Raw genomic sequence first — 19,873 nt, 5'->3', positions numbered from 1 at the left:
CGTCAGATCAGGACGCGCATCGGCTCGGGCAGCTCAAGTCCCATCTGGGCGAGGGCGTTTGCGTGGTACGCCGCTCCCGGGACGTGGATCATGTGCTGGAGCCCCACGTGCGCGTCCCGCCAGAACCGCTGGAGCGGGTTGCCGTGCCGGATCGCGTTGCCGCCGGACCGTACGAAGATCTCGTCCAGGGCGGCGACGGCACGCCATGCGCAACGCACCTGGTTGCGGCGGACGTTGGACCGGTCCTCGACGGTGATGGGCTTTCCGGCCTCGACCTGGTCGTACAACCGGCTGATGCCGTCGATCAGTTGGACCCGGGAGGCGGCGATCTCCGCCGCTGCCTCCCCGGCGGCGTACAGAACGTAGGGATCGTCGCGTACCTGTACCCCGGTCACGGCGACCCGGTCCTTCTGCTGGTCGAGGTGCAGCGCGAGGGCGCCCTCGCAGATCCCGACGACGGCGGCGGTGATCCCGAGCGGGAACATGGAGCTGAAGGGCAGCTTGTACAGGGTGTCGGTGAGTCCGACCGCCTCGGCGGCAGTGCCCTCCTGGACCACTTCCTGCCTGATGGTGCGGTACGTGGGGATGAACGCCTTGTCGACGACGACGTCCTTGCTGCCGGTGCCGGCCAGGCCGATCACGTCCCAGGTGCCGTCGATGATCTCGTAGTCCGAACGCGGCAGGACGACATGGAGCACGGAGATCGGCCCCGCCGGCTTCCCCTTGCCGTCGCCGACGAGTGCACCCAGGAAGTCCCAGCTGCAGTGGTCGCTCCCGGAGGAGAAGGGCCAGCGACCGCTGAGCACATAGCCGCCGTCCACGGGTTCCGCGATTCCGTTGGGCATGTACGGCGAGGCGATCCAGGTGTCCGGGTCCTCGTCCCACACCTCGTGCGCGAGCCGGGGGTCCAACTGGGCCAGTTCCCAAGGGTGTACGCCGACGACACCGGACACCCAGCCTGCCGCCCCGTCGTACCGCGCTACGGCCATCACCGCTTCGGCGAAGTCACGGGGGTGAGCGCTGTAGCCGCCGAACTCCTTGGGCTGCAGGAGTCGTATCACCCCTGCGGAACGCAGGAGTTCGACGGTACGGTCGCTCAACTTGCCCAGTTTCTCGTTCTGTTCGGCGAGTGCGGCCAGTTCGGGCCCGAGTTCCTCGACACGGTTGACCACTTCGTGCGTCACGCCGCACACCTCCTGCTGGCTGATTCCTCGCAAGTGCCGCACACACGCGGCGGGATGGTCCCAGTGTCATTTCCGGAGCCGAGCCCCTGCTGGCCGGTTTCCGCTGACCGGGACTGTGGATCAGCGGGTGATACGAGGCCGCAGCGCGGTGGTGGAACGGCCCCTGAGGGCGGACAGCCAGACGCCGGCCCCGTAGGCGAGGTCGTCGAGGCGGCGGGCGAGGCCGTAGCGGACCGGGTCCAGATTGGACCGGTCCCGTCGGTACTCCAGGGCGATGTCGGCCAGCGCGGCCACCGCCGCGGCCCGACGCACCCTGCGGGAGGCCAGACAGCCGACGACCGTGAGGGGCCACCAGTGCCGGTTGAGGAGTGCCGAGGTCTGGGCCAGGGCGGCCAGCGCGCCGTTGGCCGTGAGCCGCGCGGCGAGCCGATGACGGTCGCGGGTGTCGCCGAGCCTGCGGCCGATCCGGTAGGTGACACCGGCGAGGACGGCCCCGGCGACGGGCGCCGACCAGCGGCGCTGGGCGAGCAGCGCGGTCACGAGTGCCGCACTCCACGGGGCGAACACGGCAGGGGCGATGAACTGTGGGTGGCGTTCGGCGAGGGGGTGGGCCCCGGTGCCGTAGACGGCCTTGCGCAGCAGCCAGTCGTCGACCCTGGTCCGGTGCTCGTGGGCGGCCTCGGCGGCCGGTTCGTAGCGCACCCGTCGGCCCCGCTCGATCAGCCGCCAGCACAGGTCGACGTCCTCGCCGACCCGCATCCCTTCGTCGAAGCCCGCCGCGAGGGCATCGGTTCGCGCCACCAGGCAGGCAGTTGAGGCCCAGGAGACGGGACTACCGGGTCGTACGCCGGCCGGGTGGGCGCCCAGGTCGAGGGAGGAGCGGGCGTTCTCGTAGCGTTCGATCCAGGTGGGGGCGGCCGAGGGCAGTCCGGTGATGCGGGGCACGGCCATGGCGACGGCGGGGTCGGCGAAGTGCCGGAGCAGGGTGGGCAGGGTGTCGGGCGCCAGCACGATGTCGGAGTCGACGAACACCACGAACGGGGTGGTGACGAGCCGCAGTCCGGCGTTGCGGGCGCCGGCCGGGCCGACGTTCGTGGTCAAGGGCAGGAACTTGGCGCCGTGTTGGGCGGCCACGGCGGCCACAGCCCCCGGGTGTCGTGAGGCGTCGTCGACCACGATCACGGGATGGCCACCGCCAACGCTGCCGAGCAGCCTGGCGAGTTGGCGCGGTCGGTCGCGGATCGGTACGACCACCGTGTATCGCGGATCGGCGGGCGGGGGCAGTGCGTCGACGACCGGATTGGCCATGCCGAGGTCGAGAAGTCGGTCCGCGAGCAGCGCGCTTGCCGCGTCCCGCACGTTCAGCGTCCGCCCTGTGAGCAGCCGTTGGGCCCGTGGGGTCAGCCGGATCAGCCGGGTCGGGAAGCCGCCGACGAGGGCCCGGCCGCCGTCCACGATCCGCGTGTGCCGGTCGAGTTCGACCAGGAAGCCGACGGGCAGCCTCATGGTCGTGCGACCTGGCGGGTGGGCTCGGTCAGGCGGCCCCGGTCGTCCACGGTCCAGGCAGTGATCCGGCGTACGGCCGTCGACACCATCGCGTCCATCGTCGTACGGCCCTCCCCCGCCGAGGCGCCGGTCGGGTCGCCGAGGACGCCGGAAGGTGAGACGGCGCGCACGCCGTGTGCCATCAGTTCCGGGAGGAGGACGGACAGCGGGCGGGTGTCGCCGGTGACCGCTGCCTCCAACTGCACGTGTTCTGGGGCGAGATGGAGCATCACCGAGGTTTCCGTGCGGCCGGCGTGTGCGTCGCCTCCGGGTATGGAGCAGCCGGTCCAGGCCACGCCGTGGCCTTCGGCGCGCAACTGGCGGACGGCGGTGGCGAGGGTGGCGGTGTTGCCGCCGTGGCCGTTGACGAGGACGGTCCGTGCGGCCCACAGGGACAGTGAGCGCACCGACTCCACGAGTACCGCGTGCAGTGCTTCGTGGCCGATCGAGACGGTTCCGGGGAAACCCGCGTGCTCGCCACTCGCACCGTACGGCAGGGTCGGTGCAACCAGCGTGCCGGGGAGGGCAGTTGAGGCTCGCCGGGCGACGGCGTGGGCGATGACGCTGTCGGTGTCGAGTGGCAGATGCGGGCCGTGCTGTTCGGTGGAACCGATCGGCAGCAGGACCAGCGCGTCGGACGGCACGTCCGGCCAGGCGGCAGGGGCCAGTTCGGTCACCGTGTCGCCTGGGCGGCCGGAGTGTCATGGCCGGAACGGGCGCCCAGTTCCAGGCGGAAGCCCGGCGGGATCACCAGGTCGTCGGGCGTCAACTCGTGGACGGAGGAGTGCCCGAGGCCCAGCACCGCCGAATCGAGTCCGCCGCGCAGGATGTCGAGGACGTTCTCAACTCCGGCCTGTCCGTTGGCCGCCAGGCCCCAGAGATAGGCGCGGCCGATCAGGACGGCGCGGGCGCCGAGGGCGAGGGCCTTGGCGACATCGCCGCCCCTGCGGACGCCGCCGTCCAGGAGGACCTCGATCTGGTGGCCGACCGCGTCCGCGATGGCGGGGAGGACCCGGATGGTGGCGGGGGTGGTGTCGAGGTTGTTGCCGCCGTGGTTGGAGACGGAGAGCGCGGAGACTCCGGCGTCGACGGCCCGCTTGGCGTCGTCCACGCGGGTGACTCCCTTGAGCAGGAAGGGCCCGCCCCACTCCGTGCGCAGCCATGCCACGTCCTCCCAGGTCGGGGGCGTGGTCTGCATCCACTCTCCGTAGGCGCCGAAGAAGGTGGGGGCCTCGCCGCCCGGGGGCCGCAGGTTGGGGACCGAAAGGTCGGGCAGGCGGCGGGACTTGGCGAATCTGAGCAGCCAACCGGGGTGGGGCAGTACATCGGGGGCGAACCTCAGCATGGTCTTCAGGTCGAGCCGGTCCGGGATGGCGGGGCTCCCCCAGTCCCGGCCGTGGGAGAAGGACCAGTCGAGGGTGACGATGAGCGCCTTGGCGCCGGCTGCCCTGGCCCGGTCCATGCGCTGCACCATGGTGGCCCGGGTGCCGCTCCAGTACAGCTGGTAGAAGAGGTCCGGCTGTGCGTCGGCGACCTCTTCAACCGCCTTGCTGGCAAAGGAACTCAGGCCCATGGCGACACCCCGGTTCGCCGCCGCGCGGGCCACGGCGACCTCGCCCTCGGGATCCACCGCCTGTACCCCGGTCGGCGAGATGAGCACCGGGAAGGAGATGGGTACCCCGAGCACGGTCGTGGACAGGTCCCGCTCCGCGTGGTGGCCAACCACCCTTGGCGCAAAGCCCAGTTCGGCGAAGGCGGCCGTGTTGTCGTCGATCGTGCGGCCGCGTTCCGAGCCCGCGACGAGCGCGCCGTAGACCGTGCTCGGCAGTCGCTTCTTCGCCCGGCGCTGCGCCTCGGCGACCGTCTCGAACCAGGGGTTCCTGCCCATGACGTGTTCTCTTCTCTTGAGGTCCTAGGTGAGGCGCAGGCCGGCCAGGGGGTCTTCGGCGCAGTCGCTGACCGGGGACCGTTCCAGGTCGCGGCGTCGGGTGAGGACCAGGTCCACGGGCCGGCGGCGGGAGTGGTCGCCGGACGGCTTGGGGAGGTCTGTTCCGTCCTTGGCGCGCTGGGCGAGTTGCTGTTCGCCGTAGCCCTGCACGCACTCGGGGTCGGGGCCGTCCAGGGGCAGACCGGTGAAGAACTTGGCGGCCATGCAGCCGCCCTTGCAGGTGTCGTAGAACGCGCAGGAGGCGCAGGCCCCGCCGTGCTGCGGGGTGCGCAGCCGTGCGAAGAGTTCCGAGCCGCGCCACACCTCGGTGAAGCCGCCGGGCGCGCGGACGTTGCCCGCGAGGAACTCGTCGTGGATGGCGAACGGGCAGGCGTAGACGTCGCCGACCGGGTCGATCAGACAGACCACGCGTCCGGCGCCGCACAGGTTGAGGCCGGGAAGCGACTCGCCGTACGCGGAGAGGTGGAAGAAGGAGTCGCCGGTGAGCACCTTGTCTCCGTGCGCCAACAGCCAGTCGTACAGCTCGCGTTGCTGACCCGCCGTCGGGTGGAGTTCGTCCCAGACATCGGCTCCGCGGCCCGACGGGCGCAGGCGGGTCAGGCGGAGTTGGGCGCCGTAGTGGTCGGCGAGGGCCTTGAACTCGTCGAGTTGGGGGATGTTGTGGCGGGTGCAGACGACGGAGAGCTTGAAGTTGCGCATGCCGGCGGCGGAGAGGTGTTCCATGGCCTTGATCGCCGTGGCGTACGAACCCGGGCCGCGTACCGCGTCGTTGACGTCCGCGGTCGCGCCGTCGAGGGAGATCTGTACGTCGACGTAGTCGTTGGCGGCGAGCCTGCGGGCGGCTTCGGGGGTGATGCGGACGCCGTTGGTGGAGAACTTCACGCCGACGTGGTGGGCGGTGGCGTAGTCGAGGAGTTCCCAGAAGTCCGCGCGGACGGTGGGCTCTCCGCCGCCGATGTTGACGTAGAAGACCTGCATGGCCTCCAACTCGTCTATGACCGCCTTGGCTTCGGCGGTGGACAGCTCGCGCGGGTCGCGGCGGCCGGAGCTGGAGAGGCAGTGGGAGCAGGCCAGGTTGCAGGCGTAGGTCAGTTCCCAGGTGAGACAGATCGGCGCGTCGAGTCCGGATTCGAAGAGGTCGACCAGCCGTGTTCCGGCGGCGGTGACGGTCATGGGGTCCTTCCGACGAGCATCGACGACTCGGCGAGGGCTGCCAACGCCCGGTCGTAGCGCGGCAGTTCGACCTCCGGGACACCGGCCGCGAGGCAGGCGGCGCGGGCCGTGGGGGCGTCCGCGAGGGACTCGACTACGGCCAGGAGTCTGCGGTCCTTGAGGAACGTCAGTCTGCGGGTCCCGAAGTGGTAGAGCAGCGCGCCGAACGGTTCGGGGCGTACCGAGACTTGGGGGTGCAGGCCGAGGGCGCGGTCGAGGGTCGGCGCGGTCATGCGGGCGGCTTAGTAGACACCGCACATGCCGTCGATGGAGATCTCCTCGATGAGGTCGTCGGCCTCGATCAACTGCTGTTCCGTGACGGGTTCTTCGGCCCTGTTCTCGTTGGCCGGGACGGTCGGTACGGCGTGGAGCTCGTTCATGCGAATCTCCCTGGCATCCGGCTGGGCATACGGGCGGCTGCGCGGTCGACAATAATGGCACCCGGTGCCGAAAGTGAAGAGGAAGCCACCATGATTCTTTCGACCGGTCGGTCTACATCGGCGCCGAGGTCCGGTTGAGCCGCCCGGACGTCATCGTGGTCGGGGCGGGCGGCAGTGGAGCTCCACTCGCCGCACGGCTGAGCGAGGACTCCGACCGCAGTGTGCTGGTGCTGGAGGCGGGACCCGTGCCGCGCCAACGCCCAGGTTTCACACGTGAGTTGCTGGACGCGCGACTCGTACCGGGTGCACAGCCCGGACATCCCGCCGTCCAGCCGTACGCCGTCCACCTCACACCGGGGCGGCCCTACACGGTCGTGCGGGGGCGTGTTCTCGGCGGGTCGACCACCGTCAACGGCGGCTACTTCGTGCGGGCCCGGCGCGAGGACTTCGAGCGGTGGTCGGCAGTGGGAGGCGCTGCCTGGTCGTACGAGCGAGTGCTTCCGCTGCTGCGTTCCCTGGAGACCGATCTCGACTACGGCGAGGACGAGTCGCACGGCGCCGAGGGTCCGGTACGGATCCGGCGTACGGAGCTGCGGCACCTCGCCGCCGTGGCATTCCGGTCCGCCGCACGGCAGTTGGGCTTTCCCGAGGAGCCCGACAAGAACGCCCAGGGCACGCCCGGGTTCGGGCCGGTGCCGTCCAACTCCGTGGACGGGATACGGGTCAACACCGGTGCCGGCTATCTGCTGCGCGCGCTCGGTCGCCCCAACCTGACGGTGATGGGCGGCAGTTCGGCGACTCGGGTGGTCATCGAGCGAGGTCGGGCGACCGGTGTCGTCGTCGAGCGCGACGGGCGTCGTACGACGGTGGAGTGCGGCGAAGTCGTGCTGTGCACCGGGGCGTTCGGCTCCGCGCAGCTGCTGCATCTGTCGGGGATCGGGCCGGGTGAGGAGTTGGCGCGCGTCGGCATTCCGGTGACCGTCAACTCCCCCGCTGTAGGAGCCCGGTTCGGCGATCATCCGCAGCTGGTGCTGGAGTGGCTGCCCCGGCGGCCGCTGCCCGCGCCCGACGACTCCTGGCTCGGCGGGTGTCTCCATCTGTCCGCGACGGACGGCGAGTACGCGGGCGACCTGGAGATCCTTCAGTCGCTCGTGCCGATGACGGGTCTGACCGGTGGCATCGCGTCCGTCCCCAGCGCGCCCCTCGCGTTCCTGGCGTCCGCGCTGTCGCCCCGGCTCGGCGGTCGACTGCGCACGTTGTCCGGCGACGCGGCCACTCCCCCTCGTATCGACTACGGCTATCTGGAGACCGGCGAGGACCGGCGGCGGCTGCGCGAAGTGGCCCGTGCCACGGCCGAGTTGGTCGCCACCGACGCGTTCGAGGAGGTGTCGCGCGGGCTCGTGGAGCCGGGGCCAGAGGTGCTGGCGGACGACGGGCTGCTCGACCGGTGGATAGAGGCGCGGCTCGGCACCTCGCACCACACTTGCGGCACGGTTCCCATGGGACAGGCCGGTGATCCCGGGGCGGCCGTCGACCAGTACGGGCGGGTGCACGGTGTCGTGGGCCTCCGCGTCGCGGACACGTCGATCCTGCCGACTCCACCCCTGCGCGGTCCGGCGGCCACCGCCGTGCTCATCGGCGAACTCGTCGCCGACGCCATGCGGCGCGACCTGCCGTGACATGGATCAACGGATCAGGCGAGGACCGGGGCCGGGCCCTCGAAACCGGCCGCGAGTTGCCGGAGTCCCTGGTCCAACAGGTCGGCCAGGCTTGCCTGTTCGTCGGTCAGCCAGTGTTCGTAGGCGGCGATGCACGCGGCGAGGACGGTGTGGCCGATCAGCCGGGGCAGCAGGTCCGAGGGCGCCCGGCCGGTGCGTCGGGCGGCGAACTCCGTGACGAGTGTCCGCCACGACGCGTACCGCACGGTCGAGTCGGCCTGCAGCGTCGGCACCCGCAGGATGAGCGCCATGCGCTGCCGGTGCCAGGGCACCACCGCCGGGTCGAAGCGGTTGAACTCCACGACCGCGCCGCGCAGCGCGTCCATCATCGGGGCGGCCGGATCGGTGGCCGCCAACAGGGCGTCGAGCTTGACCAGTTCGGCCGCGAAGTCGCCCCACACCAGGTCGTTCTTGGAGGCGAAGTAGCGGAAGAAGGTGCGGCGGCCGATGCCTGCGGCGGCGGCGATGTCCTCGACGGTCGTACGGTCGAAGCCGCGCCGCGCGAACAGCTCGAAGCCCACCCGTTCGAGGACGGCTCGCGAGGTCGCGGGCGGTCGGCCCGTTCGGGTCGGTCGCTGTCCGCTGTCGTCGTTCGCACCATCCACAGCGCACATCATGCACAGGTGCGGGGTTCTGTGTGGTCCTGGACCACCCGCGTCACCATGCCCGCCACTGCACGAAGGCGGCGCTTGCGGAGGTCGAGGACGGGCGTCGTGACCGACAGGCCCTGGGACGCCAGCAGGTTCATCAGCGCCCAGATGAGCTCGGGGCGTCCCGCCACCGGGAGTTCCCTGCCGTCCGGGGCGATGACCCTGGCCTCGGTGACACCCGCGAGGAGGTTGGTGCGGGCCCAGTCGACCACGTACGAGCGGCCGTTCGGGCTGACGGCGAGGACAACCTCCTTCGTCCGGTGGAGCACGGCCAGATAGTCCATCGGGACCGTCAGCCGCCGGGCCGCGTCGAACGGGGGTGTGCCGTCCGCCGGTTGGATGCGCAGGACCGTGTCGAGGACCGGGCCGTGGTCCTGGAAGGTGGTCGTGCTGCGCATCTCCAGGAAGCGGGCGCGCACCAACACCCCACCGCGCCGCGACCAACGGCGGCCGACCCATCCGAACTCGCCTTTCTCACCCGGAAGTCGGTCCGCCAGCCAGCGTGTCTCCTCGCCCGGCTCGCTCACCGGCGCCTGGTCCTCGGGGCGGTCCCGGTAACGGTCGGCCAGGGCTGCGTAGCGTGCCGCCGTGTACGGGTCCAGCTTCCGCAGGTCGATCGTGTCGCCGGTCATGACGACGCCTCCGGCCTCCCGAGAGATCCGCATCTGCTGGAGCTGGCGGCCCGAGCGCCGGGTCAACTCGGCCGAGCGGCCTTCGAGATCGATCAACCGGGAGGTTCTCGTGCCCGCGAGCAGAGCGCTGCGCGGCCATTCGGGTGTGACGGCTCGCTGCGCCCCCGGAGCGGCCGGCTCGACGAGGACGACCAGACGGCCCGCCGTGACCGCCGACAGGCAGACGGACGGCACCCGCCACTCGCCGGTGACCTCGAACTCCGCCCTCTCGTCGGTGCCTTCGCTGTCGTGCACCCGCAGTCTCAGTTCGATCAGCGGTGTGAACTCATTGGGGGTGTAGTTGCCGACGTGAGTGGTGAAGGTCGACTCGCCGTCCGGGTTGTACCGGACCAGGGATGCCTCCAGTACGTCCGCCCGCATCAACCGTGCCTGTGGCGAGCCCTGTTGGGACCGGGGCGCCAGCAGCACGAAGGTGTCGTCCCGGTACGGGAAGCCCCCGCCCTTCAGTCGGTCCCTTCCCGTGATCCCGGGAAACTCCTTCCGCGTCGACCTGATCGCGAAGACGGGGATCATGAGCGTGATGGCCGCCCCGGCCGCCGCTACGGCCGCCGGCCAGCCCCAACCGGGGTCGTCGTTCCAGGCGGAGTAACCGATGGCGAGGAAGATCGGGCCCGTACAACAGCAGAGCGCGGCGAACAGCAGATTCCCGATGAACACACCGGCACGGCTACGCATGGCCTGTCCTCCGTTCCTGTCTTCTGTGGACTCGCTTGGTCGACCAGGGACATCGGCACCGCATCGGCGCCGCCCCCGTCGTCGGTCAGGTCCGCGCTCCGGGGCTTGGGGCCGGCTCCGGCCCAGCAGGTCCCAGACGTGGTACCGCGCCGCGTCGGCGTAGCCGAACACCTCCAGCCCCCTGCCGTCGAAGGAGAGCAGCGCGGACTCGGTCACCGGCGCGTCGTACGGCAGGGTCGGCGTCACGGGGTCGTACCGTCCCCGGCGTAGAGGTAGGAACCGGGGCGGGCCGGGTCGGCGACCAGCAGCACCTCGTCGCCGGTTCGGGGGATCCGCAGCTTGGAGACGACGGCCCGCAGGGTGATCCGGTCCGCGCCGCCGGACGGCTGCACGACGAGGTCGACGACCGGGTCGTAGTTGATCAGCTGGCCGGTGTCGGCGATGGACACGACGACGGCCGACGTGGTCGGCGCTCCCGCAGCGAGCAACTGCTGCACTCCGAGGCCTGAGTTGTACGCGCCCATCGACTCCTGGACCCTGGCGTAGTCCTCCTTGCCGAGAAAGGCGCGGGTGGTGCGGCCGTAGAAGCCCTTGCCTCCGGCCACCTGTGCCGCGATCTCCGCGGCCCGCTCCTCGCGGCTCTTGCGACGTCCGAAGAGTCCCATGACGGCTCCTCCTTCTGATCGGGTTGGTGTCCCGTGGTTCCCGCTGTCCCTGTGGACGCTACGAGGCCCCGTTCGCCTACCGATCCCAGGTTCGACCGCCCGATCTCGGACGACGTACCCTCCTGACATGCCGCTTCCGAGCCAGCCGACCGACGCGCGCCGTCCGCGCGCCATGGTCATCGACGGCTCCTGGCGCGCTCTTGGACCGGGTCTCGAACCGCTGAGCGGGCCCGGCGGCGCCCCGCTGACCCGGACCGTCAAGCTGATCCTGCTGCCGTTGGTCGTCCGGCCCGCGCTGCACCCGGAACTCGCCGCCGACTTCCTCGCGCCGGAGCGGGCCGCCCAACTCGACGCGCTGATAAGGGAGTCCGGTGAGCGGCTCCTCGCGACGGCACAGTGGTTCACCCTCCTCAAGCGGACCCGCCGGGCGCTGGGCGTAGTGGCGGGCAACCCCCAGGACCTGTATTTCCAACGGTGCTTCGAACTCGCCGCCGAGCACGGAGCGCCCGCCGCGGGTGCGGGTGCGTTGGCCAGGGCCGTCGTCGAGGATGTGGCCGACGCGGACGGCGGCCGTACGGTGGACGCGCTCAAGCGCCATCTGGCCGACGACGCCCAACGCTCCCTTATCGAGAGGGAGTTGGCCCTCGCGTGGGAAGGCCGCCGACCTGCTAGGGCCGTTGATACGACCGCGGTGGTCGTGCGAGCGGCCCAGGTGCTCGAGGCCTGCGGCGGGCCGGACGGGCCGCGGAACCCACCGGAGTTCGGAGTCATGGTCGAGGCGGGAGACGGTGACCTGCTCGGCCGCGCCCTGTGGGCGGACACGGCCGGGGTCTGGGGCCGTTCGGATGTACCGGTCCATCTGGGGCTGACGGAACGGCAGTTGCCGCCGCGTCCGCAGGTCGGCCGGGGTGCCTCGACGGCCACACTGCCCGCACCGCTGGACCGCACGCTCTTCGAGCGGCTCTTCGTCGTGCTCCAGTCCTCCACCCGGCGCGAGGAACTGCCGACGATCCCGGAACTCGTCCGGCGCGAGGTCGGCCGTAGTTGCGCTCCGCTCGGTCTGTACGACGAGAGTCTGCGCGTCGCCGTCGTACTCGGCGGCCGGCTCGCCGTCGGCCTGGATCCGCTGGGCACCGGAGAATCCGCGCCGGGGCGGACCTCGGCGCACCGGGCGGTCAACAACCGTTGGCGGCGGGAGGCCTCGGTCCTGCGCGCCCGCCGGATGACCGTCTCACCCCGCCCCGATCCGGACGGAGGCGTGCTGGACGCCCTCGCCCAGGACCTTCGTACGCCCTGGGCCGCCTACATGCGGCGGTTGTGGGTGCGACTGCACGGACGGGACGTCCGCGACGCGCCACTGGCGGACGCGGAGGCCGCCTGGGCGGTGCTCGACGGGGTCGCCCGCTCGGTGATGATGGACCACCGGGCCAGGGTCCGGTCGGCGCTCCGCGCGCTGTCGACACCTACGGCACCACCGACCGCCGTACCCGAAGCGGCCGAGTCGAGGAGTGCGTGATGGCGCAGCCTCCCGTGGATGTCCGCGTCACGCGGGACAACGACGGCATCGTCCGGGTCGCCGCCGGCGGTGCCGGTCCCGACTTCACCCTGGCGGTGCTCGATGTCGCCGGAGCTGTGCTGTCCTGGTCCGTCATCGAGGAACCGGGACCGCCGACGGCCGAGATCCACGACGTGCGGCGGGCACAGCAGTGGCTGTGGGCAGTCTACGGCGAGCGCGTCGCCGCCGCCGCGCACGCCTGCGCGACGGGCGAGCAGCCGGCCGGGGCACGGGTGCCGGTGGACCCGACCGCGCTCGCGGCCGACGCCGCCCGGCTCGGTTTCGGGCACTGGGCGGCCCGCTGGTGGCCCGCCTCGCATCTGGACGGCATACCGGCGCTCCAACCCGACCTACTCGGGCTAGAGTTGGCGGCGCTGACCCATCAGTGCCAGCAGCTGTTCGACGGGACTGCCGACGACTTCGATGACCAGCCCGACGACTGCGCGGCCGAGTTGATCGAGGACCACTGGGCCGCCCTCGACCCGCTGATCCAGTGGTGGCACGCCGCGTCTACGGGCCCGGCGCATCAGGTGGAACGCGTGCTGCGGCTGATCGACGACGCGGCGGACGGCGCCGGTCTGGACGGCCCTGAACTGCGCCGACTGCGCTCGCTCCCGGACCGGTCCAGTCCGGCCGCCACCACTCCCCTGAACCCCGGCGCGCTGTTCGCCCGGTCCGACGGCTACGCCCTCGCGGCGGGCGAACTGCTCGTCACCGGCGGCCGGTTGATCGCCCGGGGCGCGGGAACCAACGACTGGCGCCGCTACCCGCCCGGGCTCGTCGACGCCTCCGAGAGCGCGGTGTCCTGGACCGCCCGCGCACTCGGCGCGCGACGGCAGTTCGAGGTCGAGGTCGTCGCGCACAGCGCGGCACCCACGACCGGCGCACCCCTCACGGCGGAGGTCCGGGTGAACGACGGCCCGCGGAAACGGGTCGCCCTCGCCAGGCGGGACGACATGTGGACCGGCCGCACGGACCTGGACCTGCCGCCCGGCGAGACCCGCCCGCGCGTCGAACTCGGCGTGCTGCTTCCCGGTTTCGACCCGGGGCCGGGTCCGGAAACCGGTGCCGAACGCGACGCGATCCGCGCACTGGTCCGGCGGCGCCTCACGGCGGCGGCACAGCCTGACGCCAACGACTCGGCACCGCACGGCAGTTCCTCCGCACCGTTCCTCGCCGAGATCGCCGCCGCCGCCACCGATGAGGACTACTGACGGATGCCGGACCAGGAAGACGACCCGACGGACGGCATCGGCGCGGTGACGCCGCTCTACGGCGAACCGTTCGACAGCGGTCTGGCCCGGGCCGAGGAGCATCACCTCAACGCCGAAGTCGCCGCCGCGGTCGCCGTCTACGAGGAGTTGCTCACGCTGGCCGAGTCCCTCGAGGACTCCCCCGACGTACGGTTCCTGCGCGCGCACCTGCTGGCGAACGTCGCGAGTGTCCAGCTCGCCGCCACGGACTTGGTGGCGGCGCAGGATGCCTTGGACCGGTCCCAGGCCCTGCTCGACGGGATCGCGTCGGCGCCGATGGGACCGCGCGGCCGTCAGCTGTGGCTGGAGCTGGTGCTGCGGACGCTGATCGCCAGGGCCGATCTGCTGCGCAGGACCGGGCACCTGGACGAGGCGCTGGTCTGTCTCGACGAGGCGGCGCTCAGACTGCCGGAGTTCGAGGACCCCGAGGGACTGCGCACCGCCGAACTCGGCCTGAACCGGGTGCACTTGCTCATGGACCGGGGCGCCTGGGGAGCCGCCGAGGAACAGGCGTCCGCGCTGCTGTCGACCACCCCGGAGACGGCGGTGGAGACCATCCCGCGACTGCTGGTCGCCCTCGGTCTGATCTGCTCCTCGACCGGACGCTTCGACGCGGCCGAGGACCATTTCGCGCGCGCCGAGGAGCGCTTCCGGTTGCTGGGGGACACCGGTGAGCAGCAGACGCTGCTGGCGCACCGGGCGTACGCCGCGATGTGCCGGGGCGAACTCGACCTCGCGGAGCGGTTGTTCGCGGAGGCGTCCGCGTTCTTCGAGCGGCAGGGGTGGTTCGGCGACCTCGCGGTCTGCGAACAGGCGCGTGCGTTCCTCGCCGACCGGCGCGGCGACGACAGCGGCGCGGAGGGTCTGTTGGCGGCGAGCCTGGAACGGTTCGAACGGCTCGGTGCCTCGATCGCCGCCGCCGACAGCATGCTGCTGGGCGCCCAACACGCCTACGACCGGGGCGACATCGACGAGATGAAGCGGCTGGCCCAGGAAGCCCGGGACGTGTACCAGGAGCGGGAGGTGTACGAGCGGTGCGCGCAGGTCGACCTCATGCTCGCGCGCACCCTCGAGGACAACCTGAACCGGACCGACCACGGCGACCGGGAGCGCGAGTCCATCGACAACGCGCTCTCTTTCGCGCTGCCCGCCGCGCTGGCCCTGGAGGCGGCGCGCTACGACTTCGCCACCGCCCACGCGCGCAGTGAGTGGCTGCGGCTCGCCGAGGACGCCGTACAGCTGGTGTTCCGTCTGGTGATGCGCCGGCAGGACCAGGGGCTGCTCTTCGAACTGGCCGAACACCGTTGCGCGGGCGCGACGTTGGCCCTGAATCCGAGCAGCACCGCCACCACCCCGGTTGGGGACCGCGCTTCCGTCTTCCCGAACGCGGCCATGAAGACGTACTGGCACGACGCGAACGACGATGACGGGCACGCGAACGGCACGATGACCCTCGGTGGGGTGGCCGCCGAGGCCGCCGCCTCCGCCGGACTGCGGGTCTCGCCGCCGCCGAAGGTGCGGATGTCGGCGCAGCCGGGCCCGGGACGTGTCGCGCTCCAGGAGTACATCGAGGCGGCAGAGTTCCGTTACGGCCGGCGGATCGTGGACGCGGAGGAGGTGCCGTTCTGGATCACCGACGACATGACGAGCCGCCCGGTGGTCCAGATCCGGCTGGCCGACGCCGGTGATCTGTTCATGACCTGGACCTGGGCCGGCGGGGTCCGGGGGTTCGGTACCGGTCACGGCCCCGGCGAGGAGATCGACCGGGCCGTCCGCGCTCTCACCGATGCCCTGCCGGGGGCAGGCGACGGGGCGGAGGGCATGCGGCGGGCGTTCACGGGCGCACTTGCCGACCACGACAGCGAGCGCCGGCTCGCGCGGACACTGGCCGAGGCCCTGTGGCCGGAGGGGCTGACGGCGCAGATACGTCAGGTGTCGGAGCGCGCGGGCCGTCCGCTGGTACGGATCCAGCCGTCGCCCCGGGTCGCCCAGGTCCCCTGGGAACTGCTCGCCCTCGACGACAACGACGTCCGGCTCATCGACCTGGCCGACGTGGTGACCACGGCACCGGCGTCACTTCGGCCACGAAATCCGCCGACAGCAGCAACACAGAGCGCGGACACGGACACTGTCGTCCTCGTCCTCGACCCCCGTGTCCCCGGCTTCCGCGCCGACTCCCCGCTCGGCTCGGTGCTGGGGCCACCCGGCTCCGACCCCGAGCTGCTGTCACTGGTCCGGCGCCATCTCGACGCGGGTGCCGTCGTACCGTCCGTCGCCACCCCGGCGGAGGCCTTCCGCCGTTCCGACCTGGACCGGGACTGGCTGAGCGGTGCGCTCCGCAAGGGCGCCCGCAGGCTGCTCTACGTCGGGCACGTCAGCGGTGCGCCGGTCGAGGGCGGCCAGAGCGAGGACGGCACGCTGCACCTGTCCTGCGCCGCGGAGACCGTCGGTCTGACCGAGCCGGTACGCACGCATCGGCCGCTGTCGGCCAAGGACCTGCTGCTGGGAACGCTCCCGCTGCGCGCGGACGGCGAGCCGGGCGCGCGGATCTGGCCGGCGCCTGCCCGGGTCGCGCTCATCGGCTGTGAGAGCGGCGGTGATCTGCGGTTCGCCGAGTCGTTCGGGCCCGCGACGGCGATGCTGCACAACGGTGCCGAGTTGGTCACCGCGACCCGCTGGGTGCTGCCGACCAGCTTCGCCTTCCATCGGCTGGCTCAACTGCCGGAGTCCGTACGCCCGTTGTCGGAGGCGATCGTCGCCGTCGACGCGGCGCACGAGCACGAGGACCCCGTGCACCGGCTCGGCCGCTGGCAGCGCGAGCAGCTCGACCGCTGGCGCACGGACGGCCGGATCGAGCACTCGCCCCTGCTGTGGGCGGCGCTGACCTGCATCGTCGTATGACCGAAAGCGCCGTACGGCCGCTCAGAGTCGGACGATGATCAGGGCCGTGTCGTCGGTGGCGCCGCCGTGCGGGAGGAGTTCGAGGAGTACGGCGTCCGCGAGGGCCTCGGGGTCGGTGTTCCGGTGGCGGACGAGGGAGTCGGCGAGGCGGACCAGGCCCCTGTCGATGTCCTCGTGGCGGCGTTCGATCAGGCCGTCGGTGTAGAGGGCCAGGGTGGCACCGGGTGAGAACGCGATGCCGGCCTGTGGCCTGGGTATCGGGGCGGGACGGGCGTCGAGGGGCGGATCTGTGGCCCGGTCCAAGAACTCCACGCGGCCGTCGGGATGGACCAGGACGGGCGGCGGATGTCCGGCGCTGCTGTAGGTGATGGTGTGGTTGTCGAAGTCGACGAAGGTGGTGACCACGGTGGCGGATTCGGCGCCGTCGACGACATGGGCGTAGCGGCCCAGGACGTCGAGGGCCTGGGCGGGGCCGTCCGCGACCCGGGAGGTGGCGGTCAGGGCGCTGCGCAGCTGGCCCATGACGCCGGCGGCGGCCAGGCCGTGGCCGACGACGTCCCCCACCGAGACGCCGATGCGGTTGCCGCCGACCAGGTCGACGACGTCGTACCAGTCCCCGCACACGTTCAGGGAGCCGACGGCGGGCCGGTAGCGTACGGCGATCTGGTGGCTCGCGCCCTGTCGGCGGGTGGGCAGCATCGCCTCCTGGAGGGCGAGGGCGACCTCGCGTTCGCGGGCGTGGGCGCCGCGCAGGCGTTCGTTGACCTCCTGCAGTTCGCGGGCGCGGGTGTACAGCTCGGCCTCCAGTACCCGGGTGCGACCGCCGCCGGAGCGGCCGCGGGCCCGGATCAGCTCGGTGACCTCCTCGACGCGGTGGACCAGCAGGACGACCTTGCCGTCCGGGTCGAGGAGCGGCGTGTTGACCGGGCTCCAGTAGCGCTCCTCCCACTGTCCCGGGCAGGCCGCGGACTCGACGTCGTACCGCTGGAGGGCCATGGTGTCGCGCTCGCCGGTGGCGACGACGCGGCGCAGCGAGGTCTCCAGGTTGCGCATGCCGGTGGCGGCGGGGTCGTTCGGGTTGTCGGGGAAGACGTCGAAGAGGAAACGCCCGACGACCTGCTCGCGGGTGCGGCCGGACATCCGCAGGAACTCCTCGTTGGCGTCCGCGTACACCAGGTCGGGTGTCAGCAGCGCCACCATCCCGGGCAGCCCCTGGAACACCGCCGCGTAGTCGATCGTCGCGTCCGTCATGGCCCTGCCACCAATCACCGCTGTCACACCATTTTCTCACGATATAAGCAGAGTGAGCGGGCCCCGGGGGACGCGTTGTGCCCACTCGGTCACTCGGCGACACAGGACCGGTAGGGTGCCCCGGTGACCACGCCGCCCTCCTCCCCCACCCGGCTGATCGTGCTGCGCGGCAACAGCGCCTCCGGCAAGAGCACGGTGGCCACCGCCCTGCGCGAGCGGTACGGCCGCGGTATCGCACTGGTGCGCCAGGACGTCCTGCGCCGCGAGGTGCTGCGCGAGCGCGACGTCCCCGGCGGCGCGAACATCGGGCTGATCGACCTGACCGTGCGCCACGCTCTGGCGCACGGTTTCCACACCGTGCTGGAAGGCCTGCTCTACGCCTCCCACTACGGCGAGATGCTGGCCGGGCTGCTCGCCGACCATCCGGGCCGCGCGCACTGTTACTGCCTCGACGTACCGTTCGAGGAGACCTTGGCCCGGCACGCCACGAAGCCCATCGCGAACGAGGTGAGCGAGCACCAACTCCGCGAGTGGTACCGGCCGTTGGACGTACTCCCCGGCGGCGTCGAGACGGTCGTCCCGGCGACGAGTCCGCTGGAGGAGACGGTCGACCGGGTCCTGCGCGAGTCCGGCCTGTGGGCAGGGAGCTCGTTGACCGGTCCTACGCTGTCCCCGTGATCGAGAGCGAGACCCCGAGCGCGGCGGCGGCCCGGCTCACCGGGTGTGCGGTGACCGGTGAGCGTCCGTTGTCCGGGGCGGTCACCGAAGTCACGCTCGACAGTGGGCAGTTGGTGATCGTCAAGGGCGATACGGCCCCTGGCGCGGTGCGCGCCGAGGCGGCGGGGCTGCGCTGGCTGGGCGACGCTGGAACGGTCCATGTTCCTGCCGTGCGTGGTCTGGACGAGCGATGGCTGATCACCGATCGCGTCCGCACCGGGCCGCCGAGCGCGACAGCGGCGGTCCGTTTCGGCCGGGAGCTGGCCGCCCTGCACGCCTCAGGGGCACCGGCGTTCGGCGCGCCGCCGCCCGGCGGGCCCACGGAGGCGTACATCGGCCTCGCCCCGATGCGCAACGTTCCCGCCACCGACTGGCCCAACTGGTATGCCGGGCAACGGGTGTTGCCCTACCTGCGCGGCGCGGTCGACACAGGCACCCTGAAGCACGCCGAGGCCGCGGTGGTGGAGCGGGTCTGCGAACGGCTCCCCGAACTCGCCGGTCCCGCCGAGCCGCCCGCCCGCCTCCACGGCGATCTGTGGAACGGCAACGTGCTGTGGGGCGCCGACGGACACGTCCGCCTGATCGACCCGGCCGCCCACGGCGGACACCGGGAGACCGACCTGGCGATGCTGCGTCTCTTCGGCTGCCCGTATCTGGCGGAAGTGCTGGCCGGCTACGACGAGGCCGCGCCGCTCGCCCCCGGCTGGACCGACCGCGTCGCACTGCATCAGCTGTTTCCGCTGCTGGTGCATGTGGTGCTGTTCGGGCGCGGCTATGCCGGGCAGGCGCTGTCGGCGGCGCGGGCTGCCCTGGCCGCGTGACACCGGGCGAGCGCGCCTGTCGCTACGGCCCAGGTCAGACGCCGCCGACCCACGCGCCGCGATCGACTGCGGCTACGCCAAACAGACCAACTCAACCGCACCAGCGGCCCCGGCCGAATAACACCAGGCGAGCGCACCCGCCGCTACGGCCCAGATCGGACGCTGCCGACCCACGTACCGCAGATCGACTGCGGCTACGCCAAACAGACCAACTCAACCGCACCAGCGGCCCCGGCCGAATAACACCAGGCGAGCGCACCCGCCGCTACGGCCCAGGTCAGACGCTGCCGACCCACGTACCGCAGATCGACTGCGGCTACGCCAAACAGACCAACTCAACCGCACGAGCGGCCCCGGCCGAATAACACCGGGCGACGGCGCCCGCCGCTACGGCCCAGGTCGGACGCTGCCGACCCACGCGCCGCGATCGACTGCGGCTTCGCCAAACAGACCATCCCAGCCGCGCGGGCGGCCCCGGCCGTATGACACCCGCCAGGGCCTCCCGTGACGAGGTGGTCCAGGTCAGACGTATGGGCGGCGGCCCCGCCCGCCCCGGGATTGGACCGACCGTGTCGGACGGCACCAGCTGTCTCCCCTACTGGCGCATGCGGTGCTGTTCGGACGCGGCTACGCACACCACGCCCTGACGGCGGCGCGAACGGCCCTGGCCGAGTGATACCGGCCGGAGCCGCCCGCGGCCGTGGAC

At 71.8% G+C, this 19,873-nt stretch carries 17 protein-coding genes and 1 pseudogene; 7 read left to right on the top strand and 11 right to left on the bottom strand.

What is annotated here, in order from left to right; translation table 11 throughout:
• Positions 1–2 precede the first annotated feature (2 nt).
• The 7 genes from SSP08S_RS13090 to mftA all read right to left on the bottom strand — a co-directional run bounded on the left by SSP08S_RS13090 (position 3) and on the right by mftA (position 6,269).
• Positions 3–1,184, bottom strand: a complete 1,182-nt coding sequence (locus SSP08S_RS13090) for an acyl-CoA dehydrogenase family protein (protein ID WP_019068052.1) — start codon at positions 1,182–1,184, stop codon at positions 3–5.
• Between the two features lie 120 nt (positions 1,185–1,304).
• Positions 1,305–2,690, bottom strand: a complete 1,386-nt coding sequence (gene mftF / locus SSP08S_RS55255) for a mycofactocin biosynthesis glycosyltransferase MftF (RefSeq protein ID WP_019068051.1) — start codon at positions 2,688–2,690, stop codon at positions 1,305–1,307.
• A complete protein-coding gene (gene mftE, locus SSP08S_RS13080; RefSeq protein WP_019068050.1) occupies positions 2,687–3,406 on the bottom strand; it encodes a mycofactocin biosynthesis peptidyl-dipeptidase MftE in 720 nt (239 codons plus the stop codon). The genes mftF and mftE overlap by 4 nt, the downstream gene beginning before the upstream one ends.
• Complete coding sequence (gene mftD / locus SSP08S_RS13075; RefSeq protein WP_019068049.1) at positions 3,403–4,617, bottom strand: pre-mycofactocin synthase MftD; 1,215 nt, start codon at positions 4,615–4,617, stop codon at positions 3,403–3,405. Before mftD ends, mftE begins: the two co-directional genes overlap by 4 nt.
• Before the next feature lie 24 nt (positions 4,618–4,641).
• Positions 4,642–5,850, bottom strand: coding sequence for a mycofactocin radical SAM maturase (gene mftC / locus SSP08S_RS13070; RefSeq protein ID WP_019068048.1), 1,209 nt, complete (start codon positions 5,848–5,850; stop codon positions 4,642–4,644).
• Positions 5,847–6,122, bottom strand: coding sequence for a mycofactocin biosynthesis chaperone MftB (mftB, locus tag SSP08S_RS13065; protein ID WP_019068047.1), 276 nt, complete (start codon positions 6,120–6,122; stop codon positions 5,847–5,849). The genes mftC and mftB overlap by 4 nt, the downstream gene beginning before the upstream one ends.
• A 9-nt stretch (positions 6,123–6,131) precedes the next feature.
• Positions 6,132–6,269 (bottom strand): mycofactocin precursor MftA, encoded by a 138-nt coding sequence (gene mftA / locus SSP08S_RS13060; RefSeq protein ID WP_019068046.1) that lies wholly within the window; start codon positions 6,267–6,269, stop codon positions 6,132–6,134.
• Between the two features lie 134 nt (positions 6,270–6,403).
• On the opposite strand from mftA, the gene mftG reads away from it, so the two are divergent.
• On the top strand, positions 6,404–7,948 hold the full coding sequence (gene mftG, locus SSP08S_RS13055; protein ID WP_019068045.1) for a mycofactocin dehydrogenase MftG: 1,545 nt from the start codon (positions 6,404–6,406) through the stop codon (positions 7,946–7,948).
• Between the two features lie 14 nt (positions 7,949–7,962).
• Here the strand turns inward: mftG and mftR are convergent, their stop codons facing one another.
• The 3 genes from mftR to SSP08S_RS13040 all read right to left on the bottom strand — a co-directional run bounded on the left by mftR (position 7,963) and on the right by SSP08S_RS13040 (position 10,669).
• The gene (gene mftR / locus SSP08S_RS13050) at positions 7,963–8,592 is read right to left on the bottom strand and encodes a mycofactocin system transcriptional regulator MftR (protein WP_026178445.1); all 630 of its coding nucleotides are present in this window, start codon (positions 8,590–8,592) and stop codon (positions 7,963–7,965) included.
• Positions 8,593–8,600: 8 nt separating this feature from the next.
• Positions 8,601–10,004, bottom strand: a complete 1,404-nt coding sequence (locus SSP08S_RS13045) for a hypothetical protein (protein WP_026178444.1) — start codon at positions 10,002–10,004, stop codon at positions 8,601–8,603.
• Positions 10,005–10,246: 242 nt separating this feature from the next.
• A complete protein-coding gene (locus SSP08S_RS13040) occupies positions 10,247–10,669 on the bottom strand; it encodes a hypothetical protein (RefSeq protein ID WP_019068042.1) in 423 nt (140 codons plus the stop codon).
• Positions 10,670–10,796: 127 nt separating this feature from the next.
• Here SSP08S_RS13040 and SSP08S_RS13035 point away from each other — a divergent pair, with 127 nt between their 5' ends.
• The 3 genes from SSP08S_RS13035 to SSP08S_RS62840 are packed head-to-tail and all read left to right on the top strand — an operon-like array spanning position 10,797 to position 16,378.
• The gene (locus tag SSP08S_RS13035; protein WP_019068041.1) at positions 10,797–12,185 is read left to right on the top strand and encodes a hypothetical protein; all 1,389 of its coding nucleotides are present in this window, start codon (positions 10,797–10,799) and stop codon (positions 12,183–12,185) included.
• Complete coding sequence (locus SSP08S_RS13030) at positions 12,185–13,438, top strand: hypothetical protein (RefSeq protein ID WP_019068040.1); 1,254 nt, start codon at positions 12,185–12,187, stop codon at positions 13,436–13,438. Before SSP08S_RS13035 ends, SSP08S_RS13030 begins: the two co-directional genes overlap by 1 nt.
• Positions 13,439–13,441: 3 nt before the next feature.
• Complete coding sequence (locus SSP08S_RS62840) at positions 13,442–16,378, top strand: tetratricopeptide repeat protein (RefSeq protein WP_019068039.1); 2,937 nt, start codon at positions 13,442–13,444, stop codon at positions 16,376–16,378.
• A 21-nt stretch (positions 16,379–16,399) separates the two neighbouring features.
• Here SSP08S_RS62840 and SSP08S_RS13020 read toward each other — a convergent pair whose 3' ends face one another.
• A complete protein-coding gene (locus SSP08S_RS13020) occupies positions 16,400–17,629 on the bottom strand; it encodes a PP2C family protein-serine/threonine phosphatase (RefSeq protein WP_019068038.1) in 1,230 nt (409 codons plus the stop codon).
• A gap of 123 nt (positions 17,630–17,752) precedes the next feature.
• Between SSP08S_RS13020 and SSP08S_RS13015 the strand changes: the two genes are divergently transcribed.
• The 3 genes and pseudogenes from SSP08S_RS13015 to SSP08S_RS63360 form a co-directional block, all read left to right on the top strand.
• The gene (locus SSP08S_RS13015) at positions 17,753–18,307 is read left to right on the top strand and encodes an AAA family ATPase (RefSeq protein ID WP_019068037.1); all 555 of its coding nucleotides are present in this window, start codon (positions 17,753–17,755) and stop codon (positions 18,305–18,307) included.
• Entirely contained in the window at positions 18,304–19,167 is an 864-nt protein-coding gene (locus SSP08S_RS13010; RefSeq protein ID WP_019068036.1) for a fructosamine kinase family protein, read from the top strand. The genes SSP08S_RS13015 and SSP08S_RS13010 overlap by 4 nt, the downstream gene beginning before the upstream one ends.
• 559 nt (positions 19,168–19,726) lie before the next feature.
• Positions 19,727–19,843, top strand: a pseudogene (locus SSP08S_RS63360) (fructosamine kinase family protein); the annotation flags it as partial.
• Positions 19,844–19,873 lie beyond the last annotated feature (30 nt).

The organism is Streptomyces hokutonensis (assembly GCF_000376565.1).
GTDB lineage: Bacteria > Actinomycetota > Actinomycetes > Streptomycetales > Streptomycetaceae > Streptomyces > Streptomyces hokutonensis.
The sequence above is the reverse complement of the archived record's forward strand: the minus strand, read 5'-3'. Positions and strand labels throughout refer to the sequence as shown.